Genomic DNA, 25,835 nt, shown 5'->3' with positions numbered 1-25,835 from the left:
CCCTGCGCCGCCTGCCGGCGCACCGAGGGCGCGCCGCTGCTTTGGCACAGCGTGGCGCCACAGGAAGGCCGGCAATGGCGCGCCGCACCCCGGCCCGTTCTCCGCTGTCGATCCCCACCCACCCAGGAGGTTTTTGCACATGACGGATACGCTGATCAAGGTTGACCTGAACCGCCCGCCCACCGACAACGAAAGAGTCCACAACCGCTGGCACCCGGACATTCCCATGGCCTGCTGGGTCCAGCCCGGCGACGACTTCATCCTGGAGACCTACGACTGGACCGGCGGCTTCATCAAGAACAACGACAGTGCCGACGATGTGCGCGACATCGACCTGACCACGGTGCACTACCTGTCCGGACCCGTGGGCGTGAAGGGCGCGCAGCCCGGCGACCTGCTGGTGGTGGACCTGCTGGACATCGGCGCCAAGCCCGACAGCCTCTGGGGCTTCAACGGCTTTTTCTCCAAAAACAATGGCGGCGGCTTCCTGACCGACCATTTCCCCTCGGCCCAGAAATCGATCTGGGACTTCAAGGGCATGTTCACCAGCTCGCGCCATATCCCGGGCGTGAACTTCCCCGGCCTCATCCATCCCGGCCTCATCGGCTGCCTGCCTGACCGGCCCATGCTGGAGATGTGGAACGAGCGCGAGCGCGCCCTGATCGCCACCGACCCCGAGCGCGTGCCCGGCCTGGCCAACCCGCCGTCGGCCGGCACGGCCCACATGGGCCAGATGCGCGGCGAGGCGCGCGACAAGGCCGCCGCCGAAGGCGCACGCACCGTGCCGCCGCGCGAGCATGGCGGCAACTGCGACATCAAGGATCTGTCGCGCGGCGCCAAGGTGTTCTTTCCGGTCTATGTGGACGGCGCCGGCCTGAGCGTGGGCGACCTGCACTTCAGCCAGGGCGATGGCGAGATCACCTTCTGCGGCGCCATCGAGATGGCCGGCTGGGTGCACATGAAGGTCTCGCTGATCAAGGGCGGCATGGCCAAGTACGGCATCAAGAACCCCATCTTCAAGCCCAGCCCCATCACGCCGCGCTATGACGACTACCTGATCTTCGAGGGCATCTCGGTGGACGAGAGCGGCAGGCAGCACTACCTGGATGTCAACGTGGCCTACCGCCAGGCCTGCCTGAACGCCATCGAATACCTGAAGAAATTCGGCTACAGCGGCGCCCAGGCGTATTCCATCCTGGGCACGGCGCCCGTGCAGGGCCACATCAGCGGCGTGGTGGACGTGCCCAACTCCTGCGCCACGCTGTGGCTGCCCACGGGCATCTTCGACTTCGACATCAACCCCAACGCGGCGGGGCCGGTCGTCCAGTTCGACGGCAGCATCGACATGCCCCTGTCTCCCGACCTGCGCTGACGCCAAGGAGCCCGCCCATGCCCACCTACGACTACGACTGCGTGCAATGCGGCGGCTTCGAGGCCCTGCGGCCGCTGCGCCTGCGCGACGAGCCCGCGGCCTGCCCCGGCTGCGGCACGGCTGCTGCGCGCGTGCTGGCCGCCGCGCCCCGGCTGGCGCTGATGGCCGACGGCACGCGCCGCGCCATGGACACCAACGAGCGCGCGCGCCACGAGCCCGCCAGCTCGCGCGACCATGACCATGGCTATGCGCGCTTCAAGCACCCGGCAGGCTGCGGCTGCTGCGGATCGGGCCGGCGCAGCGCCACGGTGACGGCGCCCAACGGCGCAAAGTCCGCGCCGTCGCGGCGGCCCTGGATGATCAGCCACTAGGCGGCATCGGAGTGGACCGCTTCCCAGGGTTTCCACCGCTTGGGAGCCCTGGAAGCGCGCCTTTCACATTGGCGAAACACGGCGCAGGGCGGCTTGCCCAGAATGGGCCGCGCGGCAAGCCGCCGCCCGTTGCCCGGAGTTTCGCCATGCCCCCGTCTTCCCTCCCATCCTCTTGCCCGTCTTCCTTTTCGTCGCAGCGCCGCCGCCTGCTGTCCGCCGGCGGCGCGCTGGCTGCCAGCAGCCTGTTTCCCGCAGCCCGGGTGGCCCATGCGGCCGATGCCTGGCCCACGCGGCCCGTGCGCTTCATCGTGCCCTTTCCGCCCGGCGGTCCCGTGGACACCACGGCGCGCGCCTTCACCCAGAAGCTGGGCGAGATCTGGCAGCAGCCCAACCTGGTGGACAACCGCGCGGGCGCCGGCGGCATGGTGGGCGCGGCCCTTGCGGCCAAGGAGCCTGCCGACGGCTACACGCTGTTCGTGGGCTCCATCCACCATGCGGTGAACCCGGCGCTGCAGCCGAAGATGACCTACGACATAGAGCGCGACTTCGCGCCCGTGAGCTTTGCGGCCATGTTCCCGGTCTTCCTGGTGGCCCATCCCTCGGTGCCCGCCAGCAATGTGCGCGAGCTGATCGCGCTGGCCAAGTCCGGCAACGGCCTGAGCTTCGGCTCCTCGGGCAATGGCGGCGGCACGCACCTGGCCGGTGAGCTGTTCAACATGCATGCAGGCATCAAGCTGCAGCACATTCCCTACAAGGGCAGCGCGCCGGCCATGAACGACCTGCTGGGCGGCCAGGTGCAGCTGATGTTTGCCGATGCGCCCAGCGCGCTGCAGCACATCAAGTCCGGCCGCATCAAGGTGCTGGGCGTGGCCAGCCGCCAGCGCTCGGCCATGCTGCCCGAGGTGCCCACCATTGCCGAGTCGGGCCTGCCCGAGTACGAGGCCTATTCCTGGGCCGCGCTGTTTGCGCCGGCCCGCACGCCGCCCGCCGTGCTGGCGCGCATCAACGCCGACTTCAACACCGCGCTGCGCGATGCCGCCGTGCGCCAGCGCCTGCTGACGGCGGGCGCCGAGGCCGACCCCGGCACCCAGCAGCAGATGCGCGAGCGCCTGAGCAGCGAGCTGCGCAAATGGGCCCAGGTGGTCAAGGTGGCCGGCATCCAGGCGGACTGAGCGCGGCGGCGGGCCGGAGTCGGGGCAAACCCGGCTTCGCAGCGCTGCAACCCCGCCTTTCGCAATCGCGCATAGGCGGGCCGCTATGGCCTGCTTAGGCTTGCCTTCGGTATCCAGAAAAACAACCCCGAGACAAGGAGACGGATATGCGGAAAGGCTTGATGCGAGGCGGCTTGACCAAGGCGCGCGCTGCCGGCTGCGCGCTGGGCGCCGGCCTGCTGTGGGCGGCGGCGGCGCAGGCGCAGCAGATATCGGACGATGTGGTGCGCATCGGCGTGCTCAGCGACATGTCGGGCCTGTACGCGGACACGGCGGGGCGCGGCTCCGTCGAGGCCGCGAAGATGGCCGTGGCCGACTTCGGCGGCCAGGTGCTGGGCAGGAAGATCGAGGTGGTCTGGGCCGACCACCAGAACAAGGCCGACGTGGGCGCCACCCATGCGCGCACCTGGTTCGACCGTGACGGCGTGGACCTGATCGTGGACATCAACAACACGGCCGTCGCCATCGCCGTCAACAACCTGGCGCGCGAGCGCGGCAAGATGGTGATCAACACCGGCGGCGCCTCGGACATCCTCACCAACGAGCACTGCGCGCCCACGGCCATCCACTACACCTACGACAGCTATGCGCTGGCCAATGGCGCGGTGCGCGGCATCCTGGCCCAGGGCAAGAAGGACTGGTTCATCCTGGGCGTGGACTATGCCTTCGGCAAGGCCATGACGGCCAATGTGACCGACTTCCTGAAAGACGGCGGCGGCAAGCTGGTGGGCACCACCTTCCATCCGCTCAACGCCAGTGATTTCTCGTCCTTCCTGCTGCAGGCCCAGGCGTCCAAGGCCTCGGTGATCAACCTGGCCAATGCCACCAGCGACACGGTCAACGCCATCAAGGCCGCGCACGAGTTCGGCATCGCGCCCAGGCAGACCCTGGTGCCCAGCCTGCTGTTCATCAACGACGTGCATGCGCTGGGCCTGCGCTACGGCCAGGGCATGGTGCTGACCACGGGCTTTTACTGGGACCGCACCGAGGCCACGCGCGCCTGGTCGCGGCGCTTCTTCGAGAAGATGAAGAAGATGCCCTCCATGATCCATGCGGGCGCCTACTCGGCTGTCACCAACTACCTCAAGGCCGTGCAGGCCACCAGGGGAGACGACGGCAACGCGGTGGCGCGCCAGCTCAAGCAGATGCCCATCGAGGACTTCTTCGCCCAGAACGGCAAGGTGCGCGAGGACGGCCGCATGGTGCACGACATGTACCTGGTGCAGATCAAGAAGCCCGAGGAATCCAGATACCCCTGGGACTACTACAAGGTGCTCTCCACCATTCCCGGTGACGAGGCCTTCCGCCCGCTGTCCAAGAGCAGCTGCAAGCTGGTGAAGACATCATGAAGACACGCGCCGCCGTACTCACGAGAACGGGCGCAGCCGCGCCCTATGCCGACAGCCGCCCGCTGGAGATCTGGGAGGTGGACCTGGCGCCGCCCGGCCCCGGCGAGGTGCTGGTCAAGGTGGCCGCCGCAGGCGTGTGCCACTCCGACCTGTCCATCATCAACGGCGACCGTCCGCGCGACACGCCCATCGTGCTCGGCCATGAGGCCGCAGGCGTGATCCAGGCGCTGGGCGAGGGCGTGACCGACCTGGAGGTGGGCGACCACGTGGTCATGCTCTTCGTGCCCGGCTGCGGCAACTGCCAGCCCTGCGCCGAGGGCCGGCCGGTGCTCTGCGAGCCCGCAGGCCAGGCCGGCGTGGCGGGCACCCTGCTGTCGGGCGCCAGGCGGCTGTCGCGCAATGGCCAGCCCATCTCGCACTTCGTCGGCGTCTCGGCCTTTGCCGAGCATGCCGTGCTCTCGCGCCGCGGCGTGCACCGCATCGACAAGTCGGTGCCGCTGGAGCTGGCCGCGCTGTTCGGCTGCGCCGTGATGACGGGCGTGGGCGCGGTGGCCAATACCGCCAGGGTGAGCCCCGGCCAGAGCGTGGCCGTGGTGGGGCTGGGCGGCGTGGGCCTGTCCTCGGTGATGGGCGCGGCGGCGGCGGGCGCGGCCCGCGTGGTGGCCGTGGACCTCAATGCCGACAAGCTGGCCATGGCGCGCGAATTCGGCGCCACCGATACCGTCAATGCCGGCGACGAGGATGCCGTCAAGCAGGTGCGGGCGCTGACGGGCGGCGGCGTGGACCATGCCTTCGAGATGGTGGGATCGGCCAAGGCACTGGAGATGGCCTACCGCATCACGCGGCGCGGCGGCCAGACCGTGACGGCGGGCCTGCCCTCCAGCGCCCAGGCCATCAGCCTGCCGGTCTGGCACCTGGTGGCCGAGGAGCGCACGCTCAAGGGCTGCTACATGGGCAGCTGCGTGCCGCGCCGCGACATCGACCGCTATCTCGCCCTGCATGCGGCCGGCAAGCTGCCGGTGGACCGCCTGGTCACCGGCCACCTGACGCTGGACCAGATCAACGAGGGCTTTGACCGCCTGGCGCGTGGCGAGGCCATACGCCAGATCATCCGCATGGAGGCCTGATAGGAAGTCAGGCTGATCAGCGAGGACCGGGGCTGCTGCTGCGGCTGTGTCCAAGCCAAGCACGGCGGTCAGGTGCCGTCGGGCAGCAGCTGGTTTTCCCAGCCGGTCAGCTGCTCGATGGCACGGGCGACCTGCAGGATGCGGGCCTCGTCGAAGTAGCGTCCCACCACCTGCACGGCCAGCGGCAGGCCTTGCGGCGACAGGCCCACCGGCACGCTGATGGCCGGGTGCCCTGTCACGTTGAAGGCATGGGTCTGCACCGGCCAGTGGCGGAAATGCGGCATGGGATCGAAGCGCGGCGCCGTATCCAGGGTGATGGCGGTCAGCAGCACGTCGCAGCGGTCCAGGGCCGCGTCCACGCGGGCCGCCAGCATGCGGCGCACGCGCAGGGCGTTCAGGTAGTCCTCCGAGGACACGGTGGCGCCCAGCAGCAGCCGCGCCGCCGTGAGCTCGCCATAGTCCAGCGGGCGCGAGCGCAGGTCCTGCGCATGGATGGTGAACATCTCGGCACTGAGGATGACGCGGCCGGCCGCCAGGAACTGCTGGCTGTGGGGCAGGCTCACGTGGATGGGACGGGCGCCGGCCTCGGCCAGCAGCGCGGCCGTGCGGTCGAAGGCCGAAAGGAACGTGGGCGACGCCTGGGGCGAGGACTGGAAGTGGTCCTGCGGCACGCCGATGGTCAGGCCCTTCACGCCCTGCTCAAGCCCCGTGCAGTAGTCGTCCACGGGTTCGGTGGAGCTGGCCGGGTCCAGCGGGTCGTGCCCGGCCAGCACCTGCAGCGCAATGGCTGCGTCCTCCACGCTGCGCGACAGCGGGCCGCAGTGGTCCAGCGTCCAGGCCAGGGGGAACACGCCGTGCTTGGAGACGCGGCCGTAGGTGGGTTTCAGCCCCACGGCGCCGCACCAGGCGGCCGGTATGAGGATGGAGCCGCCCGTGCAGGTGCCCAGGGCCAGCCGCGTGAAGCCTGCCGCAATGGCGGCGCCCGAGCCCGACGACGATCCGCCCGGGATATGGGCCAGGTCCCAGGGGTTGCGGGCCGCGGGAAACGGCAGGTCGGGGCTGGGCGCGCCGATGGCGAACTCGTGCGTGGCCAGCTTGCCCAGGATGATGGCACCGGCATCGCGCAGGCGCCGCGCCGGCGTGCAGTCTTCCTCGGGCACATAGTCCAGGCTCAGCCAGGACTGGCAGGTGGTCGGCAGGCCGGCCACGTCGTAGACGTCCTTGATGGCCACGGGAATGCCGTGGAGCAGCGGCAGGTCGGCGCTTTCGGCGCGCGCCATGTCTGCGTTGCGCGCAGCCTCCATGGCACCGCTGGCATCGAGATTGGTGAAGGCATGGATGTCGATGTCCATGGCGCGGATGCGTCCCAGCGCCGCCCGGGTCAGCATCTCCGAGGTGGTCTTGCCGGCGCGCAGCGCGCTGGCCATCTGCCGTATGGAAAGTTCAGGACTGCCGCGCATGGTTGCTCTGACGGGAAATGGTGGTGTGGATGTGCGAGGGACCCGCCTCATGCGCCAGTTCGTTGACGAGGCCGCGGTGCTCCATCAGCAACTGGTGCTCCGCCAGGATGGGTCCCAGCCGCTCGAAGGGGATGTCGATGCCGTGCTTTTTCAGCGCATTGAGCAATTCGTGCAGCGCATTGACATCGGGCCCTGCCAGTTTCTGCGGCGAAGGGGGTATTTCAGATTTTCGCGATGCCGGCATCACTGACCACCTTTCTCCATTTTCTGGCGTCGTCGGATACGAATGCCTTGGTGCTGCCCACGGATTTCCAAAGGGGAATGCTGCCAAGCTCCATGAATTTGCGCTGCACCTTTTCATCGGCCAGGATATTTTTCATCTGTGCATTGATGGCGTTCACTATCGCGGCCGGCGTGCCCTTGGGTGCCATGAGCACATTCCATGCGGTCTCGTTGAAATTGCCGAGCCGGTCCGGGCTTTGCTCGCTGAGCGTCTGCCAGTCGGGCATGAGGGGCGAGCGCTCGCGCGTGGCCACGCCCACGCGATTGACCTTGCCCTGGTTCACATACTGCTTGGCCGTGATCAGCAGGTCGAAGGCGATATCGACCTGGCCGCTGACCAGGTCGGCCATCATGGGCGCGGCGCCCTGGTAGGGGATGTGCAGCATGCGTATGTCGGCGGCCAGACTCAGGGCCTCGGCCGCCATGTGGCCCGCGCTGCCATAGCCCGGCGTGGCATAGGTCAGCTTGCCGGGGCTGCGCCGTGCCAGCTCGATCAGGTCCTGCACCGACGACAGCTGCAGGCCCGGGCGTGTGATGAGCACCAGAGGACTGTCGTTGATGGTGGAGATGGCTTCCAGGTCGCTGGCCACGTCATACCCGGCCTGCGTATACAGCGCGCCCGAGATGGTCTGGGCCGTGGTGCAGATCAGCAGCGTATATCCATCGGGACTGGCCTTGGAGACCTGGCGCGCGCCGATGTTGCCCGAGGCGCCAGGGCGGTTTTCCACCACCACGTTGACGCGCAGGCGTTGTGCAAGCTCCTTGGCGATGATGCGCCCCACGACATCAGTGCCACCGCCTGCCGGGAAAGGTACAACCAGCGTGATCTGCCGGTCTGGCCAGGCCGCATGAACCAGGCTGGCAGCGACCAGGAAAATACCTCCGAGAAACAGGCTGAGGATTCTTTTCATGGGCTTGATTCATGTGGTTGCGGGGGAGAGGATGCATGCCCTGTGCAGATCCGGGCCGACACGCCGGGATGCATCTCACGATGGATCCGGTAACTGCAGGCAAGGCCAAGGCAGGCAAACAAATATCGAATTTGTTAAAACTATTGAAACATTGAGTGCCATAGTTTTACATCATGATGAATGGGGTGCAAGGCCTGCGGATGCGCAATGTAGGGGTGTTGCGTCCATGCTGCAGAGGCCGGCTCCGGAAGGCGGTGGCGCGTGCGCACATCCGGGCTTGGGGCAGGGAAGAGGCAGGGCAAGATAAAGGTTGCACCGGCAGCGGTGGCCGGCGCAACTGCTGGGCGGCTCGGGCTCAGGAAACGCGTAGCGCCTGTTCCTGCAGCAGGCGCTTGAGCACCTTGCCGTTGGGGCTGGTGGGCAGCTCGGCCAGGGGCACGATGCGGGCGGGCAGCTTGTAGGGCGCCAGCCGTTCTCGCAGGTGGGAGCGTGCTGCGGCGCTGTCCAGCGTGGCGCCGGGCTGCAGCTCGACGAAGGCGATGACCTCCTCGTTGCCATCGCCCTCGGGCCGCCCGACCACGGCGCTGCGCTGCACGCCGGGCAGCTCGTTGAGCGCCAGTTCCACCTCGGCCGGATAGACGTTGAAGCCCGAGCGGATGATCATTTCCTTGAGCCGCCCCACCACGAAGAGCGCGCCGTCGGCATGCAGCTCGCCCAGGTCGCCGCTGGCGTACCAGCCGCCCTCGCGCATCACGGCGGCCGTGGCCTGGTCATCGCGGAAGTAGCCGTGCATCAGGCCGCGCCCGCGTATCCACAGCTCGCCGCGCTCGCCCACCGGCAGGCTGCGGCCCGTGGCCGGGTCCACGGCGCGCACCTCGGCGCCTTCCACCACGTAGCCCGCGCTGGTGTCGGGCCGCTGCTCGCCCTGGCGCGTGAGGTGGACCGACCCTGCGTATTCCGACAGGCCGTAGCCATGGTGCAGCGCCTGGCCGAAGGCGGCCTCCACGCGCTTTTTCAGCGTCAGGTCCAGCGGGCCTGCGCCGGTATAGACATAGCGCAGCGCAGGCGCCTGCGGGTGGGCAATGCCCTGCTCCTGCAGATAGGCCAGCAGGCGCGCGTACAGCGCAGGCGGCCCCTGCAGCTGCGAGATGCCGTGGCGGGCCAGCGCATCCAGAAGATCTGCGGGGTCGAACTGCGGGCGCATCACCATCTGCGCGCCCGCATGCAGCGAGGCCAGCAGCACCGTGCCCAGCCCGAAGATATGGGTCATGGGCACGAAGGCATAGCTGCGGTCCTGCGGACCCAGCCCGCGCGATGCGGCCGAGACGCGCGCGAACAGCGTCAGCGCGTCATGCCCCACCATCACGCCCTTGGGCGTGCCCGTGGTGCCCGAGGTGAAGATCAGCGCCGCCACCTCGTCCTGCAGCGTGCCGGATTCGGCCACCGCCTGCGCGCGCACGGGGCTGTGCTGCATGCCGGCCAGCGCCGAGTCGCCTGCGCCAAAGCGCCGCGCGTGGCCGCTGGCGCTGTCCGATGCGGCCGAGGTGAAATACACCACGCGCGCATCGGCCTTGGCCGCAAAGGCATCGATCTCGCCGGGCGCCATGCGTGCGTTCACGCCGCAGGACCAGGCGCCCACGCGGCTGCAGGCCAGGATCAGCGCCGCATGCTCGGGGCAGTTCTCGGCCACGACCAGCACGCGGTCGCCGGGCCGCACCTGCAGCGCGCGCAGCTCGGCCTCGGCCGTGTCCGCCAGCGCGCCCAGGTCGGCAAAGCTCAGGCTGCTGCCGTCGGGCAGGTGGATGAAGGGACGCTGCGGCGCTTCGGCCAGCCAGCGGTCCAGCAGATGGTGTATTCGTTGACTCATGCTCCGCGTATCCCTCAGTCCACCACAATGCCTTGGGTGACGGTGGCCCACATCGCGCGTTCTTTTGCACCGCGCTCGGCCAGTTTCTGGGGGGCGCCGGTCCACTCTTCGTAGCCCAGTTCCTTGAGGCGCTTGCGCAGCTCCGGCTGGGCCAGGGCGGCATTGATGGACTTGTTCAGGCGGGCCACGAGTTCGGGCGACATGCCCTTGGGGCCGTAGACGCCATACCAGCCGCCCACGTCGAAGCCCTTGAGGCCTTCGATGCCGGACTCGGCAAAGGTGGGCACATCGGGCAGCGAGGCATTGCGCTGCGGCGAGGTCACGGCCACGGCGCGCACCTTGCCGCTCTGGATGTAGGTGCTGGCGGTGCTGATGATGTCCAGCATCATGCTCAGCTGGCCGCCGATCACGTCGGTCATGGCCGGTGCGTTGCCCTTGTAGGGGATGTGGTTCATCTCGATGCCGCTGCGCCGCGCGAACAGCAGCGCGCCCAGGTGGTTGGAGCCGCCCACGCCGGCCGAGCCGTAGTTGAGCTTTTGCGGATGGGCCTTGGCATAGGCCACGAGCTCGGCCGTGGTCTTGTAGGGCTCGTTGTTGTTGACCACCAGCACGTTGTAGTAGCTGAGCACGGGCGCCACGGGCGTGAGGTCACGGGCCGGGTCGAAGGACATCTTGCTCATCACGTTGGGGCTGATGGTGATGGTGGGGCTGGCCGCGAACCACAGCGTGAGGCCATCGGGCTTGGCGCGCACGACCTCGCTGCCGGCCATGGTGGCGTTGGCGCCGGGCTTGTTCTCCACCACCACCGAGGCGCCCAGCTCCTTGGTCAGCGCCACGCTGAGCAGGCGGGCGCCCTGGTCCACGGGGCCACCGGCCGAGTAGCCCACGATGAGGCGCACGGGCTGCGCGTCCTGCGCGGCGGCGGGGAGGGCGGTCAGGGTGGCCAGGGCGGTCACCAGGGACGCCAGAAGCGGGGCATGGGCCAGGGTGGCCAGGGCCTTGCGGCGGTGTTGGGCGGGCATGTGCATGTCTCCTGCAAAAAATGAATGAAGCGCTGCCGTGGCCTGCACGGCGGCGCGCCCGGTCTGCGCCGGACATGCAGGCAATGGTGCGCACGCCGGCGCTTCTTGGGAATCTGCTTTTGCCTAAGCCGGGGTTTGCCGGCTGTTAGGACGTCCTAGGAAGACAGGTCCGCACCCGCCTCTTCGGCGCCCGCCTGCCAGCTGGGCGCGGCGGTGACGATGGCCTCGCGCAGGAACTGCTGGAAGGCGCGGGCCGCCATGGTGGGCTGGCGGTCGGGCATGCGCACCAGGTACATGGCATTGCCCAGGCCGGAGAACACCACCTGGTCCAGCACGGCCACCAGGGTGCCGCCGGCCAGCGCGGCCGAGGTCACGTAGTCCGGGAGCAGGGCCAGGCCCAGGCCGTCCAGCACGGCGTCGTACAGCAGGCGGTAGTCGCCCGATTGCAGCGAGGGCAGCACATCGAGGGCAGCGGCGACGCCATCGTCGCCGCTGCCTGTAAGCCAGGCCAGCCTGCCGCCCATGGCCAGCGGCAGGATGAGGCGGGCCTGCAGCAGGTCGGCAGGCGCGCGCAGGGGCCGGCCCAGCGACTGCTCCAGCGCCTGCAGGCAGGCGGGCGTGGCCACGAAGTTCCAGCGCACATCGCACAGCCGCGTGGCCACCAGATCGTCCAGCGGCGCGGAGGTGATCTGCACCGCCAGATCGACTTTGGAGGCCACGAGGTCGGCCATCTGGTCGTTGATCAGCAGGCGCAGGCGGATGTCGGGATGCTCGCGGCAAAAGCCCAGGATCAGCGGCTTGAGATAGAAATGCCCGAAGCCGGTGGGCACGCGCACGCCCACCTCGCCGCTCACGGTGGAGCGCAACTGGTGGATGGCATCGCGGGCACGCTGCAGCTCCTCCATCATGGCCAGGCAGCGCCGGTACAGCAGCTGGCCGGCCTGGGTGAGTTCCACATTGCGCGTGGTGCGGCGCAGCAGCTGCGCACCCATCTCGGTCTCCAGCGCACGCAGCCGGCGCGAGACGTTGGAGCGCGTCATGCCGCCGCGCTCGGCCGCCTGCGTGAGGCTCTTGGCCTCGGCGATGTCGATGAAGACGCGGCACAGGTTCAGGTCCATCTCGGCATTCTTTGCGGGGCCGGGGCCGGCCATTGTTGATCGGGAGTCACCAGGCCTGGCCTGCTGGCGAGGATTGTGGCGCCAGCCCTGCCTCCCTAGCATGGAGGAAACCATGGCGAAAGGCCGCAGACCGTGAACCAAGAAGCTTTGCAAACCGCGCCGCCGGCGCCCCTGGCGCACTACCGTGTGCTCGATCTGAGCCAGGGCGTGGCCGGCCCCTACTGCACCCACCTGCTGTCGCGCCAGGGCGCCGAGGTGATCAAGGTCGATCCGCCCGAAGGCGACTGGGCGCGCCACGTGGGCATCTCGCGCGATGGGCACAGCAGCCTGTCGGCCACCTACAACGCGGGCAAGCGCAGCATTGCCATTGATGCGCGCCAGGCCCAGGGGCGCGCGCTGCTGCTGCGGCTGGCGCGCGAGGCCGACATCGTGGTGCAGAACTTCCGCCCCCAGGTCGTGCAGCGCATGGGCGTGGACTACGACAGCCTGCGCGCGGCCGGCCTGGACCCGGTGTACGTCTCCATCAGCGGCTACGGATCCACGGGGCCGTATGCGGACCGGCCCGCCACCGACTCCGTCATGCAGGCCGACACGGGCTTGATGACCAGCAACCGCGACGCGCAGGGCCAGCCCCAGCGCGTGGGCCTGCTGCTGGCCGACATCGCAGCCGGTGTCTACGCGGCACAGGCCTGCACGGCGGCCCTGCTGGGCAAGGCGCGCAGCGGGCGCGGGCGCCATGTGGAGCTGAACCTGTTCGAGGTCTGCTGCGCCCTGCAATCCACGGTGCTGGCCGAAGACACGCTGCGCGGCGGCCTGCCCGCCGAAGGCGTGAGCGCCCCCAACGGCGTGTTCGCCACGGCCGATGGCTTCATCACCGTGCTGGCCCTGAACAACGACCAGTTCGAACGGCTGTGCCGCGCGCTGGACCTGCCGCACTGGCTGCAGGACGCGCGCTTTGCCTCCAATGCGGGCCGCATGGCCCACCGCCATGTCCTGCATGCCGGGCTGCAGGCCTTGCTGGCGCAGCAGCCGCGCGCCCACTGGGAGCAGCGCCTGGCCGCACAGGGCGCCCTGCATGCGGGCGTGCGCACGCTGGCCGACGTGGTGGCGCACCCCCAGGCCGTGCACCGCGCATCGTTCGCCACGCTGGCGCAGCCCGGATTCGGGCCGCTGCTGTATGCGGCATCACCCTGGCCGGCAGACGCAGCAGCCTCCGGTGCATCCCTTGGCGCCGCGCCGCGCACGGGCGAGCACACGCGCCAGATCCTGGCCGAGGCCGGCTGCACGCCGCAGGAGATCGATCAACTGATAGACAGTGAGGTTGTGCGCCAGTGCGCGGCGGAGGAAATGGCATGAGCGCCCCGGCATCCGCATCCCCGCACTCCCGCATGCAGGCCCTGGTCTGCCATCAATTCGGCGCGCCGCACGAGGTGGTCAGCCTGCAGTCCATGGACCGGCCCGGCCAGCCCCTGGGCGCGCACCAGGCGCGGATCGCCGTGGCCTACGCCAACGTCAGCCACGCCACGGGCCTGCTGATCGAGGGCCGCTATCAGCGGCGCCCGCCGCTGCCCTTCGTGCCCGGCACCGAAGGCGTGGGGCGCGTGCTGGAATGCGGCAGCGCGGTGCAGCACCTGCAGCCCGGCGATGCCGTGGCCTTCATTGCCGACTGGGGTGCCTTTGCGCAGGAAACGGTGGTGCATGCATCCACCGTCTACCGCCTGCCTGCGGGCATGCCCTGGCTGCAGGCCCTGCCCATTCCCCTGTCCTACGGCACGGCCTACACGGCCCTGCACTGGCGCGCGCGCCTGCAGGAAGGCGATGTGGTGCTGGTGCTGGGCGCCGGGTCCGGCGTGGGCGCCGCGGCGGTGGAAGTGGCCCGGCAGACGCCCGGCGTGCAGGTCATCGCCTGCGCCAGCACCGAGGCCAAGCGCGCCGATGCGCTGCGCCGTGGCGCGCACCAGGCAGTCACCCCGCAGGACCTGGCCGCCCAGGTCAAGCAGGCCACGCAGGGCCGGGGCGCCTCCGTAGTCTTCGATCCCGTGGGCGGCGATCTGTTGCTGCAGGCGCTGCGCGCCGCTGCGCAGAACGCGCAACTGCTGAGCGTGGGCTTTGCCAGCGGAACCATCCCTGCCGTGCCCATGAACCTGGCCCTGGTCAAGAACCTCACGCTGCACGGCTTCTTCTACGGCCGCTACATCGGCTGGACGCCGGCCGATGAACGCCAGGCCTTCGCGGCGCAGCTGCAGCCCGTCATTGCCACGCTGCTCGACTGGGCGGCCCGGGGATGCATCCATCCCCAGATCAGCCAGGTCTTCGCCATGCATGAACTGCCGGCTGCGCTGGATGCGCTGCACGGCCGCAACGTGACCGGCAAGCTCGCACTCGCCATTCAAGGAGACAAGGTATGACAACGCAACGCACAGGCCCCGCGCTTTCCCGCCGCACCCTGCTGGGCGCCGCTGCGGCGCTGGCCGCATGGAGAACGGCAGGCGCGCAGCCATCCGCCGGGGCCCAGGGCTATCCCAAGGCGCCCATCCGCGTCGTCGTGCCCTATCCACCGGGCGGGCCTACCGACGTGGTCGGGCGCGTGGTCACCACGCGGCTGGGCGAGGCGCTGGGCCAGCCGCTGGTCGTGGACAACAAGGCCGGCGCCAGCGGCATGGTCGGCGCGGCCCTGGTGGCCAAGGCACCGGCCGACGGCTACACGCTGCTGGTCAACGCCTCCATCCACGTCATCAACCCCTACGTCTATGCCAGCGCGCCCTATGACGCCTTCCGCGATTTCGAGCCGGTCACGCAACTGGTCGATGTGCCCCTGGTGCTGGTCGTGGGCAGCCAGCTTCCGGTGCGCAATGTGCAGGAGCTGATCGCCTGGGCCAAGGCCCATCCCGGGCAAGTGAACTTCGGCTCTGCCGGCAATGCGTCGTCACAGCACCTGTCGGGCGAGCTGTTCCGCCTGAAGACAGGCGCGCAGATGCAGCATGTGCCCTACAAGGGCAGCTCGCCGGCCCTGACCGACCTGATGGGCGGGCAGATCCAGCTCATGTTCGACTCCATGCCCTCGGCCATGCCCTTCATCGCCTCGGGCCGGCTGCGTGCGCTGGCCGTCACCTCCGCCAGTCGCTCGCCCTCCCTGCCCGATGTGCCCACCATGGAAGAGGCCGGCATGCCGGGCTTTCGCACCAGCACCTGGTACGGACTGTGGGCGCCGAAGAACACGCCCCAGGACGTGGTGCAGAAACTGTGGACCGAGTCCCGCCGCGTGCTTGCCGAACCCCAGATCGCAGCGCAATACCGCCGCCTGGGCGCCGAGCCCGTGGGCTCCACGCCCGCCGAGTTCGCGCGCTACATCCAGGCCGAAGCCCGCAAGTGGGAAGAGATCGTGAAGGCTTCGGGGGCGCGGGCGGATTGAGGCGGGAAGCTCACACCCGCTCGAACACCGCCGCAATCCCCTGGCCACCGCCTATGCACATGGTCTCCAGCCCATAGCGGCCCTTGCGGCGCTCCAGCTCGTGCAGCAGGGTGGCCAGGATGCGCACGCCGGTGGCGCCGATGGGGTGGCCCAGGGAGATGCCGGAGCCGTTGACGTTGAGCTTGTGGTCGATGGCGCCCTGGTCGTTCCACTCCCAGCCCTTGAGCACGGACAGCACCTGGCAGGCAAAGGCTTCGTTGAGTTCGACCAGATCCATCTGGTCCAGCGTGAGGTTCAGGCGCGCCAGCAGTTTCTTGACGGCGGGCACGGGGCCTATGCCCATGTGCGAGGGCTCGCAGCCTGCGGCGGCCCAGCCCACCAGGGTGGCCATGGGGGTGAGGCCCAGCTCGGCCAGCCTGTCCTCGGCCACGATCAGGCAGGCGGCGCTGGCGTCGTTCTGCTGGCTGGCGTTGCCGGCCGTGACCGTTCCATTGGGCATGAGCACGCGCAGCTTACCCATGCTGTCGGTGGTGGCGTCGGCGCGAAAGCCTTCGTCGCGCGTGAACAGCACGGGGTCGCCCTTGCGCTGGGGCACCTTGACGGGGACGATCTCGTCGGCGAAGCGGCCCGCCTCCCAGGCGGCGGCGGCGCGCTGGTGGCTGCGCACGGCGTAGGCGTCGGCTGCCTCGCGGCTGATGCCGTAGTCGCGCGCCAGGTTCTCGGCGGTCTCGATCATTCCCGAGATCTTTCCGAAGCGCTCCACGGGCTGGGAGCGCTCGCGGCCGCGGTCCAGTCGGTCGTAGAAGCGCACATTGCCCGAGCGCGCGCCCCAGCGCATGTCGGTGCTGTAGTACTCGATGTTGCTCATGCTCTCCACGCCGCCTGCGATCACCACGTCGGCGGCGCCGCTTTGCACCATCATGGCCGCCGTGGCCACGGCCTGCAGGCCGCCGCCGCAGCGCCGGTCCAGCTGCATGCCCGGCACCGTCACCGGCAGGCCGGCCTGCAGCGCGGCCCAGCGGCCCACGCAGGGCGTCTCGCTGCTGGCGTAGGACTGGGCGAAGACCACGTCGTCGATGCGTGCGGGGTCGATGCCGCTTTTCTCGACCACGGCGCGCACCGTGGTGGCGGCCAGCTCCTCGACCGATACCGGCCGCAGGCTGCCGCCGAAGGTGCCCACGGGCGTGCGAAGGGGGGTGACGATGGCGGCTCTGCGCATGGTGTTGTCTCCTTGGGAATCAGTGGATCAGTGGATCAGGAAAAGGCTGCGCCGCATTGGCGCAGCAGGGTATGTGCCTGTTGTTCCAGGTCGGCGCGGTGCTCCGGTGCCGCGATGTCGATCAGCCGTTTCACGCGGCGCGACAGCGTCTGGCCGCGCAGGTCGGCCACGCCGTGTTCGGTGACGATGAGGCCGGCATCGCTGCGCGGCGTGCTGACGGGGCCGGACAGCCGCGCAACGATGCGCGTGGCCCCCCTGGCCGTGGCGGGCAGGGCGATGATGGGCAGGCCGCCGCGGCTGCGTGCCGCGCCGCGCAGAAAGTCCACGGCGCCACCCACGGCGCCCACGTAGACGCCGCCCGCCACCTCGGAGTTGATCTGGCCCGTGAGGTCCACCTCCACCGCCGAATTGATGGCGGCCAGCCTGTGGCTGGCGGCCAGCACCTCGGGGTCGTGCGTGTAGCGCGTCTCGCGCAGTTGCAGGGCGGGGTTGCGGTGGGCCCAGCGCCTGAGCGATTCGCCGCCCATGAGGATGCCGCCAATGCCCACGCCGCGGTCCTGGCTCTTGCGCGCGTGGGTCAGCACGCCGGCTTCGGCCAGGGCTGCAATGCCGTCGCCCACGGCGCCGCTGTGCAGGCCCAGGTCGCGGTGGCCGTGCAGCGCGGCGAGCACGGCCTCGGGCAGGTTGCCCACGCCCACCTGCAACGTGGCGCCGTCTTCGATGAGGGCGGCCACATGGCCGGCAATGGCCTGCTCGGCAGGGCCGGGCGCGCTGCGCGCCTGGTCCAGCGGAGGGTGTTCAGCATCGACCAGCAGGGCGAAGTCGCCGGCCTGCAGGTGCAGGCTGCCGTGCGTCCACGGAATGGCGGGGTTGACCTCGCCGATCAGCACGCGCGCCTTGCGTATGGCGGCCGGCAGGTATTCATGGACCAGGCCCAGGCTGTAGCGGCCTTGTGCATCGGGTGGCGAGACCTGGAGCAGCACCACGTCGGCAGGCAGCAGGCCCTCGTCGATCAGGCCGGGCAGGTGGGAGTAGTGGCTGGGCAGGATGTCGAGCACGCCCGCCTGGGCCAGCGCGCGGTGGGGGCCGCCGGCCGCGTAGCCGAAGAAGTCGATGGCGTCGGCATGCACCGGTTGCAGCGTGTCCGATGCGCCCATGCCCACGAAAACGCGCAGCCGGCCCTGGCCACCGTGCCGGGCCAGTGCATGGCGGTGCGCGACCACGGCGCCCGTGAGCGTCAGCGGCTCGGCCGTGGCCTGGCCCCACCACAGGGTGTCGCCGGGGCGGATCAGGGCCTGCAGCCTTTCTTGCAGGGTGTCCGGCGACAGCGCGCTCATGGCGCGCGGTCCCAGTCGAAGCGCGTGGGCTGCTTGTCCTTGAAGCGCTGCACCGCCTCCTGGTGGTAGTCCGAGCCACGGCACATCGTCTGGGCATAGGCTTCCAGCTCGGCCATGGCGCGTGCGTCCAGCTCAAAGGCCTGGTTCATGGCCGTCTTGGCCATGCCGATGGCGGCTGTGGATGCCTCGCCGAAGCGCCGCGCCAGCGCCACGGCGGCGGCCTGCAGGGCCTCGCCGTCTTCCACGATCTCGTAGACCATGCCCAGCGACCTGGCTTCCTCGGCCTGCACGGTGCGCGCGGTGAAGACCAGCTCCTTGGCCTTTTGCAGGCCCACGATGCGCGGCAGCATGTGCATGGCGCCCAGGTCGGGCACCAGGCCGATGCGGCCGAACACGGCGCAGAACTTCGCGCGCCGCGTGCACAGCACGAAGTCGGCGGCCAGTGCCAGGCTCAGGCCCGCGCCGAAGGCCGGGCCGTCCACGGCGGCGATCACGGGCTTTTCGAGGTTGACCAGCTCGGGGAACCACTGGTGCAGGCTGCGCATGCGCTGGCGCCAGGGCAGGCCGGCCTGGCTGGCATCCATCATCTGGCTGATGTCGCCGCCCGAGCAGAAGGCGCCGCCCGCGCCCGTGAGAATGACGGTGTGCACCTGCGCGTCATCGCGCATCTGCGCCACGGCGGCGGCCAGGGCCGGGCGCATGGCCTGGTTGAGCGCGTTGCGGGCCTCGGGCCGGTTCAGCGTGATCGTGCCTATGCCGTCCTGGACGGAGGTCAATACGGGGGAGGTGTTCATGGGAACTCCAGGGCAGGGGGAAGGAGCGGCCTCTTGCGAGGCCGCCGTGCATCAGGCGAGTTCGGCGTAGCCGTGGCTGAGCACGATCTTGTCGCGTTCCAGCACGCGGGCGCGCAACTGCAGCTGGCAGGGCTGGTCGGGCGTGCGCCAGATCTCGGTGACCAGGGTCTCCCCGGGATAGACGGGCGCGGTGAAGCGCACATCCAGCGCCTTCAGGCGCGCGGGGTTGCGGTCGCCGCATTGGCGCAGCACGGCATGGGCCATCAGGCCGTAGCTGGCCAGGCCATGCAGGATGGGCCGCTCGAAGCCGGCCTTGCGCGCCACGGCCGGGTCGGCATGCAGCGGGTTGTAGTCGCCCATCAGGCGGTACAGCAGCGCGGCCTCGGGGCGTATGGCCTGGGTGTCGGTGAAGTCGGGCGCGCGGTCCTCCGGCGTGGGGCGCAGCGGCGCCAGGGGCGCGTCGCTGGGCTGGCCGCCGTCCAGCAGGCTGTAGCCGCCATCGCCGCGCAGAAAGCTGACCTGCTGCACGGTGGCCAGCAGCTCGCCCCCGGCGGTCTCCAGGCGCCGCTCGGTGACCATGATGGCGCCCTTGCCTTCGCCCTTGTCCGTCAGGTGCGTGATGCGGTTGTGGCCCACCACGTCGGCGCTGGCCGGCAGCGGGCGGTGCAGCCGCATGCGCTGCTCGCCATGCAGCAGCTTCACCCAGTCGATGCCCGTATCGGCCTCGCGCGCCCAGAAGCCCGGATAGCCCAGCACCACGGCCTGCGAGGGCAGGGCGCGCAGCCCGCCCGGCGCCCCTTCGTAGAAAAAGGGCAGGGCCGCATCCGACAGCGGATCGCTGCCCAGGCCCAGGCTCAACGCATAGAGCATGGTGTCGCGCTCGCCATAGTGCTGGCGCACGGGCTCGAAGGGGCGCTGTTTCAGGTGCTGATAGCTGATGGCCATCACGGTTCCTCTCAGTGTTTGATTGCGCTGGCGCGCTTCAACCCTCGCAACTGGCGCGGCCCGACTCAGGGACACCGAGGAAGGGCCGCCCCGCACCGAGGGTGTCGTCCCCCTCCCTCGCGAAGCGAGTAGAGAGGGGGAAGGCGCGTAGCGCCTCAGGGGGTGTCGTTCAAACAGGGTCCCAGCTGAAGACATCTGCCGAGCGGTCCAGGGGGACGAACGATGCCTTGAGCGCAGGCATGCCGTGCTCGGCAATGAACTGGGGCGACCAGCCCTCGCTGCGGTGCACCGAGCGCAGCGGGCGCGGCTGGCTCATGACGAAGATCTCGTTGTTGCGCACGGCGAAGACCTGGGCGTTCACGTCGCTGGCCGCGTCGGACAGCAGGTAGACAGCCAGCGGGGCGATCTTGTTGGGCGTCATCTGCTGGATCTTGGCCACGCGCGCCTGCTGCTCGGGCGTGTCGGTGGGGATGGAGCCGATCATGCGGCTCCAGGCGAACGGCGCGATGCAGTTGGAACGCACGTTGAACTTCTGCATGTCCAGCGCAATGGACTTGGACAGGGCCGTCAGCCCCAGCTTGGCCGCGCTGTAGTTGGCCTGGCCCAGGTTGCCGATCAGGCCCGAGGTCGAGGTCATGTGCACGAAGGCGCCGCTTTCCTGCTCCTTGAAATGGTTGGCGGCCGCGCGGCTCATGTAGTAGCTGCCGTACAGGTGGACCTTGATGACGGCGTCCCACTCGTCCAGGCTCATCTTGTGGAAGAACCGGTCGCGCAGGATGCCGGCGTTGTTGACCACGCCGTCGATGCGGCCGAAGCTGTCCACGGCGCACTGCACGATGCGACCCGCGCTGGCGGCCTCGGCCACGCTGTCGGTGTTGGCCACGGCCTGGCCGCCTGCGGCCTTGATCTCATCGACCACCTTCTGCGCCGGGCCGGCGTCCGTGCCCTCGCCTGTGGTGGAGGTGCCTATGTCGTTGACCACCACCTTGGCGCCCTCGGCCGCCATGGCCAGCGCCATGTCGCGCCCGATGCCGCCGCCGGCACCCGTCACCACCACTACCTTGTCCTGCATCATTTTTTGCGCCATGGCCTGTCGTCCCCGTTCAGTGTTCGTTGGAAAGAAGTCGGGACCAAGGATGCCGGCAAACGCCTGGCTGCGCCATTCGCCAATCACAAGGGCGGACTTCGCGGGAATGAAAGCAGCGGCGGACAGGCCGCGCCGGCCCAGCCTTCAGCGCGGCCAAAGGCTTGCTTAAGAAAACGCGGATTGCGGGCCGCCGCGCTTGCACCGACCATGGCGGCCATGACAGACAAGCAAGCTACCGACACCCTCGACGCCGCCGCGCTGGCGCATCTTCAGTCCTGGCAGGGCCGCAGCGAAACCCTGGCAGACAGCATCACGGCCGCGCCCGTGGCCGCGCTGTCGGCCACGCTGGACCGGGAAGACCCTGAGCCCGCCGACGGCACGGCGCTGCCGCCGCTGTGGCACTGGATGTACTTCCTGCCCCATGCACGCCAAAGCGAGATCGGCCCCGACGGCCACCCGCGCCGTGGCGGCTTTCTGCCGCCCGTGCCGCTGCCGCGCCGCATGTGGGCCGGCGGGCGCCTGCGCTGGGAGGCAGGCAACGCGCTGCAGGTGGGCCAGAAGGTGCAGCGCCGCTCCACCATCGGCTCGGTCAGCCACAAGAGCGGCCGCTCGGGCGAGCTGCTGTTCGTGCTGGTCGAGCATGCCTACAGCAACGACCAGGGCCTGGCGCTGACCGAGGAGCACGACATCGTCTACCGCGCCGCTGCCCAGCCCGGCGATCCCGCGCCCACGCCGCAGAAGCCGCCGCTGGACGGCCAGCAAACCTGGTCGCGCACCATCGTTCCCGACGACGTGCTGCTGTTCCGCTACTCGGCCCTGACCTTCAACGGCCACCGCATCCACTACGACCGCCGCTACGTCACGGGCGTCGAAGGCTATCCGGGCCTGATCGTGCACGGCCCGCTGATCGCCACCCTGCTGCTGGACCTGCTGCGCCGCGAGCTGCCCCAGGCGCGCGTGCTGTCCTTCGAGTTCAAGGCCGTGCGCCCCACCTTCGACCTGCATGCCTTCAGCGTGCACGGCAAGCCTTCTGCGGACGGCAAGACCGTCGAACTCTGGGCGCAAGACCACGAGGGCTGGCTGACCATGACCGGAAAAGCCACCCTGGCCTGAGACCCCTGAACACCGAGCCTTGAGACCACCATGATCGAACACACGCTTTCCAACAATTTCCCCGAAATCCGCGACGCCATCCGTGCGCTGTGCGCCGAGTTCCCCGACGAGTATTTCCGCAAGATCGACGAGCAGCGCGCCTATCCCGAGACCTTCGTGGACGCGCTGACCAAGGCCGGCTGGCTGGCCGCGCTGATCCCGCAGGAGTACGGTGGCTCGGGCCTGGGCCTGACCGAGGCCAGCGTGATCATGGAAGAGATCAACCGCTGCGGCGGCAACTCGGGCGCCTGCCACGGGCAGATGTACAACATGGGCACGCTGCTGCGCCACGGCTCGCAGGCGCAAAAGGAGAAGTACCTGCCGCGCATCGCCTCGGGCGAATGGCGCCTGCAGTCCATGGGCGTGACCGAGCCCACCACGGGCACGGACACCACCAAGATCAAGACCAGCGCTGTCAAGAAGGATGGCCGCTACGTGGTCAACGGCCAGAAGGTCTGGATCAGCCGCGTTCAGCACAGCGACTGGATGATCCTGCTGGCACGCACCACGCCGCTGGCCGAGGTGAAGAAAAAGAGCGAGGGCATGTCCATCTTCATGGTGGACCTGGCCGAGGCCCAGAAGAGCGGCCTGACCGTGCGCCCCATCCCCAACATGGTCAACCACGAGACCAACGAGCTGTTCTTCGAGAACCTGGAAATCCCCGAGGAGAACCTGATCGGCGAGGAAGGCAAGGGCTTCAAGTACATCCTCGACGGCCTCAACGCCGAGCGCACGCTGATTGCGGCCGAATGCATTGGCGACGGCTACTGGTTCCTGGACCGCGTGACCAACTATGTGCGCGACCGCAACGTGTTCGGCCGCCCCATCGGCCAGAACCAGGGCGTGCAGTTCCCCATTGCCGATGCCTTCATCGAGGTCGAGGCCGCCAACCTCATGCGCTGGAAGGCCTGCGAGATGTTCGACGCCAACCAAGCCATGGGCGCCCAGGCCAACATGGCCAAGTACCTGGCGGCCAAGGCCAGCTGGGAGGCGGCCAATGCCTGCATCCAGTTCCACGGCGGCTTCGGCTTTGCCTGCGAATACGACGTGGAGCGCAAGTTCCGCGAGACGCGCCTGTACCAGGTGGCGCCGATCTCGACCAATCTCATTTACTCCTACGTGGCCGAGCACATCCTCGGTCTCCCGCGTTCTTTCTGAAGGCACTGCGCATGACACAGCAACGCCTGAGGCCCCTGGACGGCACCACCGTCGTCTCGCTGGAACATGCGGTGGCCGCACCGTTTTGCACGCGCCAGCTGGCCGACCTGGGCGCGCGCGTGATCAAGGTCGAGCGGCCCGGCAGCGGCGACTTTGCGCGCGGCTATGACCAGCGCGTGCAGGGCCAGTCCTCGCACTTCACCTGGATCAACCGCAGCAAGCAGAGCCTGGCGCTGGACCTCAAGCAGGACGAGGCCATGCAGGCGCTGCTGCAGCTGCTGGAGGGTGCCGACGTGCTGGTGCAGAACCTGGCGCCCGGCGCTGCCGCGCGCATGGGCCTGTCCTATGCGGCGCTGCGCGAGCGCTTTCCGCGCCTCATCGTCTGCGACATCAGCGGCTACGGCGCAGACGGCCCCTACCGCGACAAGAAGGCCTACGACCTGCTGATCCAGAGCGAGGCGGGCTTTCTCTCGGTCACGGGCACGCCCGAGGTGCCGTCCAAGGCCGGCATCTCGGTGGCCGACATCGCGGCCGGCATGTATGCGTACACCAACATCCTGTCGGCCCTGCTGCTGCGCGGGCGCACGGGCGAGGGCAGCCACATCGACGTGTCCATGCTGGAGGCGCTGGGCGAGTGGATGGGGTACCCCATGTACTACGCCTTCGACGGCGCGCCGCCGCCGCCGCGCACCGGCGCCTCGCACGCCAGCATCTATCCCTACGGGCCTTTCGAGGCCGGTGACGGTGGGACGGTAATGCTGGGCCTGCAAAACGAACGCGAGTGGAAGCTCTTTTGTGAACAGGTGCTGCTGCAGCCCGAGCTGGCCACGGATGCGCGCTTCGACAGCAATGCGCGCCGCAACGCCAACCGCGAGGAGCTGCGTGCGCTGATCCTGGGCGTGTTCAACGCGCTGGATGCCGCCCAGGTGGTGCAGCGGCTGGATGCGGCCGGCATTGCCAATGCGCGCGTCAACGACATGGCCGGCCTGTGGGCCCATCCCCAGCTGGCCGCACGCCAGCGCTGGTGCAGCGTGGACACGCCGGCCGGACCCGTGCAGGCCCTGCTGCCCCCCGGTGCCAACAGCGCCTTCGACTACCGCATGGAGGCCGTGCCCGCCGTGGGCGAGCACAGCGCTGCCATCCTGGCCGAGCTGGGCTGGAGCACCGAGCGCATCAGTGCCCTGTGCCCGCCCCCGGGAAAAACCGCCCCCTGAAACCAGGGCGCATGCCCAAGAATGCGCCGGAGACCCAACCCATGAAAAACGACACCCAAGTGAGCATCCATCCGCTGGCCCAATTCGCTGCCTCGCTGCGCTGGGACGACGTTCCCGCCGCCGTTCAGCAGCGCGCCGAAGACCTATGGGTGGACTGGTTCGGCTCCGTGCTCGCAGGCCAGGGCGCGCGCCCCGTGCAGAGCATCACGCGCTTTGCGCTGTCCCAGGGACCGGCGCAGGGGCCTAGCGAGATCCTGGGCAGTGCCGACACCACCTCGCCCATGATGGCGGCCCTGGCCAATGCCGCGGCCTCGCATGTGGCCGAGCAGGACGATGTGCACAACGGCTCGGTCTTCCACCCCGCCGCCGTGGTCTTCCCGCCCGCGCTGGCCGTGGCGCAGAGCATCGGTGCCAGCGGCGCCGAGCTCATGGCCGCCTGCGTGGCCGGCTATGAGGTCGGCATCCGCGTGGGCGAGTTCCTGGGCCGCAGCCACTACCGCATCTTCCACACCACGGCCACGGCCGGCACCCTGGCCGCCGCGGCCGCCGTGGGCCGGCTGCTGGGCCTCACGCCCGCGCAGATGCAGCATGCCTTCGGCTCGGCCGGCACGCAGTCGGCAGGGCTGTGGGAGTTCCTGCGCACGGGCGCCGACAGCAAGCAGCTGCACACGGCGCATGCGGCCGCTGCGGGCCTGATGTCGGCCTACCTGGCCCGGGACGGATTCACCGGTGCGCAGGACATCTTCACCGGGCCGCAGGGCCTGGCGGCAGGCATGTCCACGGACGCCGATCCCACGCGCCTCACGGACGGCATCGGCACGCGCTGGGCCACGGCCGAGACCTCGTTCAAATGGCATGCCTCCTGCCGCCACACGCACCCGGCCGCCGACGCGCTGCTGCAGGTCATGCAGGACCACGGCCTGGCCCCCGCCGACCTGGCGCAGGTCACCTGCCACGTGCACCAGGGCGCCATCGACGTGCTGGGCCCCGTGGTCGATCCCGGCACGGTGCACCAGAGCAAGTTCTCCATGGGCACGGTGCTGGCGCTGGCCGCGCGCCACGGCCATGCGGGCCTGGACGAGTTCGACAACGAATACCTGGCCGCCACCACCGTGGCCCTGCGCGAGAAGGTGGGCATGGTGCTGGACCCTGAGGTCGATGCCGCCTACCCGCAGCGCTGGATCGGCAAGGTCACCGTGCTCACCACCGATGGCCGCACGCTGCACGGCCGCGTGGAAGAGCCCAAGGGCGATCCGGGCAACACGCTGTCGCGCGAGGAGATCACGGCCAAGGCGCTGCGACTGATCGCCTATGGCGGTGCCCTGCAGGACGACCCCGCCCAGGCCGCTGTAGCGCGGCTGTGGCAGATCGCGCACTGGCCGCGCGTGCAGCGCCTGCTTGACTGAGTTCTTGACTGAGTTTTCGCG

The 25,835-nt window shown here is 69.3% G+C and carries 23 protein-coding genes; 12 read left to right on the top strand and 11 right to left on the bottom strand.

What is annotated here, in order from left to right:
* Positions 1-139: 139 nt before the first annotated feature.
* From fmdA to ACM14_RS04730, 5 genes are all read left to right on the top strand, one after another.
* Complete coding sequence (gene fmdA / locus ACM14_RS04750) at positions 140-1,372, top strand: formamidase (RefSeq protein WP_013800071.1); 1,233 nt, start codon at positions 140-142, stop codon at positions 1,370-1,372.
* A 17-nt stretch (positions 1,373-1,389) separates the two neighbouring features.
* Positions 1,390-1,743, top strand: a complete 354-nt coding sequence (locus ACM14_RS04745) for a zinc ribbon domain-containing protein (protein ID WP_065345481.1) — start codon at positions 1,390-1,392, stop codon at positions 1,741-1,743.
* Between the two features lie 146 nt (positions 1,744-1,889).
* On the top strand, positions 1,890-2,915 hold the full coding sequence (locus tag ACM14_RS04740; RefSeq protein WP_034397659.1) for a tripartite tricarboxylate transporter substrate binding protein: 1,026 nt from the start codon (positions 1,890-1,892) through the stop codon (positions 2,913-2,915).
* A gap of 161 nt (positions 2,916-3,076) precedes the next feature.
* Positions 3,077-4,303 (top strand): ABC transporter substrate-binding protein, encoded by a 1,227-nt coding sequence (locus tag ACM14_RS04735; RefSeq protein WP_254661998.1) that lies wholly within the window; start codon positions 3,077-3,079, stop codon positions 4,301-4,303.
* Entirely contained in the window at positions 4,300-5,430 is a 1,131-nt protein-coding gene (locus tag ACM14_RS04730; RefSeq protein ID WP_065345479.1) for a zinc-dependent alcohol dehydrogenase family protein, read from the top strand. The genes ACM14_RS04735 and ACM14_RS04730 overlap by 4 nt, the downstream gene beginning before the upstream one ends.
* Before the next feature lie 68 nt (positions 5,431-5,498).
* Here the strand turns inward: ACM14_RS04730 and ACM14_RS04725 are convergent, their stop codons facing one another.
* From ACM14_RS04725 to ACM14_RS04700, 6 genes are all read right to left on the bottom strand, one after another.
* Positions 5,499-6,890, bottom strand: coding sequence for an amidase (locus tag ACM14_RS04725; protein ID WP_065345478.1), 1,392 nt, complete (start codon positions 6,888-6,890; stop codon positions 5,499-5,501).
* On the bottom strand, positions 6,874-7,134 hold the full coding sequence (locus tag ACM14_RS04720) for a hypothetical protein (protein WP_013800077.1): 261 nt from the start codon (positions 7,132-7,134) through the stop codon (positions 6,874-6,876). The genes ACM14_RS04725 and ACM14_RS04720 overlap by 17 nt, the downstream gene beginning before the upstream one ends.
* Complete coding sequence (locus tag ACM14_RS04715; protein WP_065345477.1) at positions 7,112-8,083, bottom strand: tripartite tricarboxylate transporter substrate binding protein; 972 nt, start codon at positions 8,081-8,083, stop codon at positions 7,112-7,114. Before ACM14_RS04715 ends, ACM14_RS04720 begins: the two co-directional genes overlap by 23 nt.
* A 355-nt stretch (positions 8,084-8,438) precedes the next feature.
* On the bottom strand, positions 8,439-9,950 hold the full coding sequence (locus ACM14_RS04710; protein WP_065345476.1) for a class I adenylate-forming enzyme family protein: 1,512 nt from the start codon (positions 9,948-9,950) through the stop codon (positions 8,439-8,441).
* A 14-nt stretch (positions 9,951-9,964) separates the two neighbouring features.
* Positions 9,965-10,972: a tripartite tricarboxylate transporter substrate binding protein gene (locus tag ACM14_RS04705; RefSeq protein ID WP_013800080.1), complete on the bottom strand. Its 1,008-nt coding sequence runs from the start codon at positions 10,970-10,972 to the stop codon at positions 9,965-9,967.
* A 155-nt stretch (positions 10,973-11,127) separates the two neighbouring features.
* Positions 11,128-12,123 carry a LysR family transcriptional regulator gene (locus ACM14_RS04700; protein ID WP_084027309.1) on the bottom strand — a complete coding sequence of 332 codons (996 nt, stop codon included), beginning with the start codon at positions 12,121-12,123 and terminating at the stop codon, positions 11,128-11,130.
* Positions 12,124-12,222: 99 nt separating this feature from the next.
* On the opposite strand from ACM14_RS04700, the gene ACM14_RS04695 reads away from it, so the two are divergent.
* Genes ACM14_RS04695 through ACM14_RS04685 form a run of 3 tightly spaced genes read left to right on the top strand, consistent with a single transcriptional unit; the run spans position 12,223 to position 15,502 of the window.
* Positions 12,223-13,446: a CaiB/BaiF CoA-transferase family protein gene (locus ACM14_RS04695; protein WP_175403240.1), complete on the top strand. Its 1,224-nt coding sequence runs from the start codon at positions 12,223-12,225 to the stop codon at positions 13,444-13,446.
* A gap of 32 nt (positions 13,447-13,478) precedes the next feature.
* On the top strand, positions 13,479-14,498 hold the full coding sequence (locus ACM14_RS04690) for an NADPH:quinone oxidoreductase family protein (protein WP_065345474.1): 1,020 nt from the start codon (positions 13,479-13,481) through the stop codon (positions 14,496-14,498).
* Positions 14,495-15,502: a tripartite tricarboxylate transporter substrate binding protein gene (locus ACM14_RS04685; protein ID WP_034397674.1), complete on the top strand. Its 1,008-nt coding sequence runs from the start codon at positions 14,495-14,497 to the stop codon at positions 15,500-15,502. The genes ACM14_RS04690 and ACM14_RS04685 overlap by 4 nt, the downstream gene beginning before the upstream one ends.
* 10 nt (positions 15,503-15,512) lie before the next feature.
* Here the strand turns inward: ACM14_RS04685 and ACM14_RS04680 are convergent, their stop codons facing one another.
* The 5 genes from ACM14_RS04680 to ACM14_RS04660 all read right to left on the bottom strand — a co-directional run bounded on the left by ACM14_RS04680 (position 15,513) and on the right by ACM14_RS04660 (position 20,884).
* Positions 15,513-16,721, bottom strand: a complete 1,209-nt coding sequence (locus ACM14_RS04680) for an acetyl-CoA C-acetyltransferase (protein ID WP_013800084.1) — start codon at positions 16,719-16,721, stop codon at positions 15,513-15,515.
* Between the two features lie 35 nt (positions 16,722-16,756).
* Positions 16,757-18,058 (bottom strand): acetyl-CoA hydrolase/transferase family protein, encoded by a 1,302-nt coding sequence (locus ACM14_RS04675; RefSeq protein ID WP_065345473.1) that lies wholly within the window; start codon positions 18,056-18,058, stop codon positions 16,757-16,759.
* On the bottom strand, positions 18,055-18,852 hold the full coding sequence (locus ACM14_RS04670; RefSeq protein WP_012202133.1) for an enoyl-CoA hydratase/isomerase family protein: 798 nt from the start codon (positions 18,850-18,852) through the stop codon (positions 18,055-18,057). The genes ACM14_RS04675 and ACM14_RS04670 overlap by 4 nt, the downstream gene beginning before the upstream one ends.
* Positions 18,853-18,903: 51 nt before the next feature.
* Positions 18,904-19,797, bottom strand: coding sequence for a MaoC family dehydratase (locus tag ACM14_RS04665; protein WP_065345472.1), 894 nt, complete (start codon positions 19,795-19,797; stop codon positions 18,904-18,906).
* A 169-nt stretch (positions 19,798-19,966) separates the two neighbouring features.
* Positions 19,967-20,884 (bottom strand): SDR family NAD(P)-dependent oxidoreductase, encoded by a 918-nt coding sequence (locus tag ACM14_RS04660; protein WP_016450244.1) that lies wholly within the window; start codon positions 20,882-20,884, stop codon positions 19,967-19,969.
* A 207-nt stretch (positions 20,885-21,091) separates the two neighbouring features.
* On the opposite strand from ACM14_RS04660, the gene ACM14_RS04655 reads away from it, so the two are divergent.
* From ACM14_RS04655 to ACM14_RS04640, 4 genes are read left to right on the top strand one after another with little or no spacing between them, the layout of a single operon-like run.
* Complete coding sequence (locus ACM14_RS04655; RefSeq protein ID WP_065345471.1) at positions 21,092-21,997, top strand: MaoC family dehydratase N-terminal domain-containing protein; 906 nt, start codon at positions 21,092-21,094, stop codon at positions 21,995-21,997.
* A gap of 30 nt (positions 21,998-22,027) precedes the next feature.
* The gene (locus tag ACM14_RS04650) at positions 22,028-23,194 is read left to right on the top strand and encodes an acyl-CoA dehydrogenase family protein (RefSeq protein WP_012202137.1); all 1,167 of its coding nucleotides are present in this window, start codon (positions 22,028-22,030) and stop codon (positions 23,192-23,194) included.
* 11 nt (positions 23,195-23,205) lie between these two features.
* Complete coding sequence (locus ACM14_RS04645) at positions 23,206-24,408, top strand: CaiB/BaiF CoA-transferase family protein (protein WP_065345470.1); 1,203 nt, start codon at positions 23,206-23,208, stop codon at positions 24,406-24,408.
* Positions 24,409-24,449: 41 nt separating this feature from the next.
* Positions 24,450-25,814 (top strand): MmgE/PrpD family protein, encoded by a 1,365-nt coding sequence (locus ACM14_RS04640; protein WP_012202139.1) that lies wholly within the window; start codon positions 24,450-24,452, stop codon positions 25,812-25,814.
* Positions 25,815-25,835 lie beyond the last annotated feature (21 nt).

The organism is Delftia sp. JD2 (assembly GCF_001682645.1).
GTDB classification, from domain to species: Bacteria; Pseudomonadota; Gammaproteobacteria; order Burkholderiales; family Burkholderiaceae_C; genus Comamonas; species Comamonas acidovorans.
This window is presented reverse-complemented; position numbering and strand designations above follow the sequence as displayed.

Excerpts from the sequence above, each read along its gene's own strand:
- ACM14_RS04675 (WP_065345473.1), bottom strand. The coding sequence starts at position 18,058 with ATGAGCGCGCTGTCGCCGGACACCCTGCAAGAAAGGCTGCAGGCCCTG.
- ACM14_RS04690 (WP_065345474.1), top strand. The coding sequence starts at position 13,479 with ATGCAGGCCCTGGTCTGCCATCAATTCGGCGCGCCGCACGAGGTGGTC.
- ACM14_RS04700 (WP_084027309.1), bottom strand. The coding sequence starts at position 12,123 with ATGGCCGGCCCCGGCCCCGCAAAGAATGCCGAGATGGACCTGAACCTG.
- ACM14_RS04745 (WP_065345481.1), top strand. The coding sequence starts at position 1,390 with ATGCCCACCTACGACTACGACTGCGTGCAATGCGGCGGCTTCGAGGCC.
- ACM14_RS04680 (WP_013800084.1), bottom strand. The coding sequence starts at position 16,721 with ATGCGCAGAGCCGCCATCGTCACCCCCCTTCGCACGCCCGTGGGCACC.
- ACM14_RS04740 (WP_034397659.1), top strand. The coding sequence starts at position 1,890 with ATGCCCCCGTCTTCCCTCCCATCCTCTTGCCCGTCTTCCTTTTCGTCG.
- fmdA (WP_013800071.1), top strand. The coding sequence starts at position 140 with ATGACGGATACGCTGATCAAGGTTGACCTGAACCGCCCGCCCACCGAC.
- ACM14_RS04735 (WP_254661998.1), top strand. The coding sequence starts at position 3,077 with ATGCGAGGCGGCTTGACCAAGGCGCGCGCTGCCGGCTGCGCGCTGGGC.
- ACM14_RS04660 (WP_016450244.1), bottom strand. The coding sequence starts at position 20,884 with ATGGCGCAAAAAATGATGCAGGACAAGGTAGTGGTGGTGACGGGTGCC.
- ACM14_RS04685 (WP_034397674.1), top strand. The coding sequence starts at position 14,495 with ATGACAACGCAACGCACAGGCCCCGCGCTTTCCCGCCGCACCCTGCTG.
- ACM14_RS04655 (WP_065345471.1), top strand. The coding sequence starts at position 21,092 with ATGGCGGCCATGACAGACAAGCAAGCTACCGACACCCTCGACGCCGCC.
- ACM14_RS04725 (WP_065345478.1), bottom strand. The coding sequence starts at position 6,890 with ATGCGCGGCAGTCCTGAACTTTCCATACGGCAGATGGCCAGCGCGCTG.
- ACM14_RS04720 (WP_013800077.1), bottom strand. The coding sequence starts at position 7,134 with ATGCCGGCATCGCGAAAATCTGAAATACCCCCTTCGCCGCAGAAACTG.
- ACM14_RS04665 (WP_065345472.1), bottom strand. The coding sequence starts at position 19,797 with ATGGCCATCAGCTATCAGCACCTGAAACAGCGCCCCTTCGAGCCCGTG.
- ACM14_RS04670 (WP_012202133.1), bottom strand. The coding sequence starts at position 18,852 with ATGAACACCTCCCCCGTATTGACCTCCGTCCAGGACGGCATAGGCACG.
- ACM14_RS04645 (WP_065345470.1), top strand. The coding sequence starts at position 23,206 with ATGACACAGCAACGCCTGAGGCCCCTGGACGGCACCACCGTCGTCTCG.
- ACM14_RS04710 (WP_065345476.1), bottom strand. The coding sequence starts at position 9,950 with ATGAGTCAACGAATACACCATCTGCTGGACCGCTGGCTGGCCGAAGCG.
- ACM14_RS04705 (WP_013800080.1), bottom strand. The coding sequence starts at position 10,972 with ATGCCCGCCCAACACCGCCGCAAGGCCCTGGCCACCCTGGCCCATGCC.
- ACM14_RS04650 (WP_012202137.1), top strand. The coding sequence starts at position 22,028 with ATGATCGAACACACGCTTTCCAACAATTTCCCCGAAATCCGCGACGCC.
- ACM14_RS04730 (WP_065345479.1), top strand. The coding sequence starts at position 4,300 with ATGAAGACACGCGCCGCCGTACTCACGAGAACGGGCGCAGCCGCGCCC.
- ACM14_RS04715 (WP_065345477.1), bottom strand. The coding sequence starts at position 8,083 with ATGAAAAGAATCCTCAGCCTGTTTCTCGGAGGTATTTTCCTGGTCGCT.
- ACM14_RS04640 (WP_012202139.1), top strand. The coding sequence starts at position 24,450 with ATGAAAAACGACACCCAAGTGAGCATCCATCCGCTGGCCCAATTCGCT.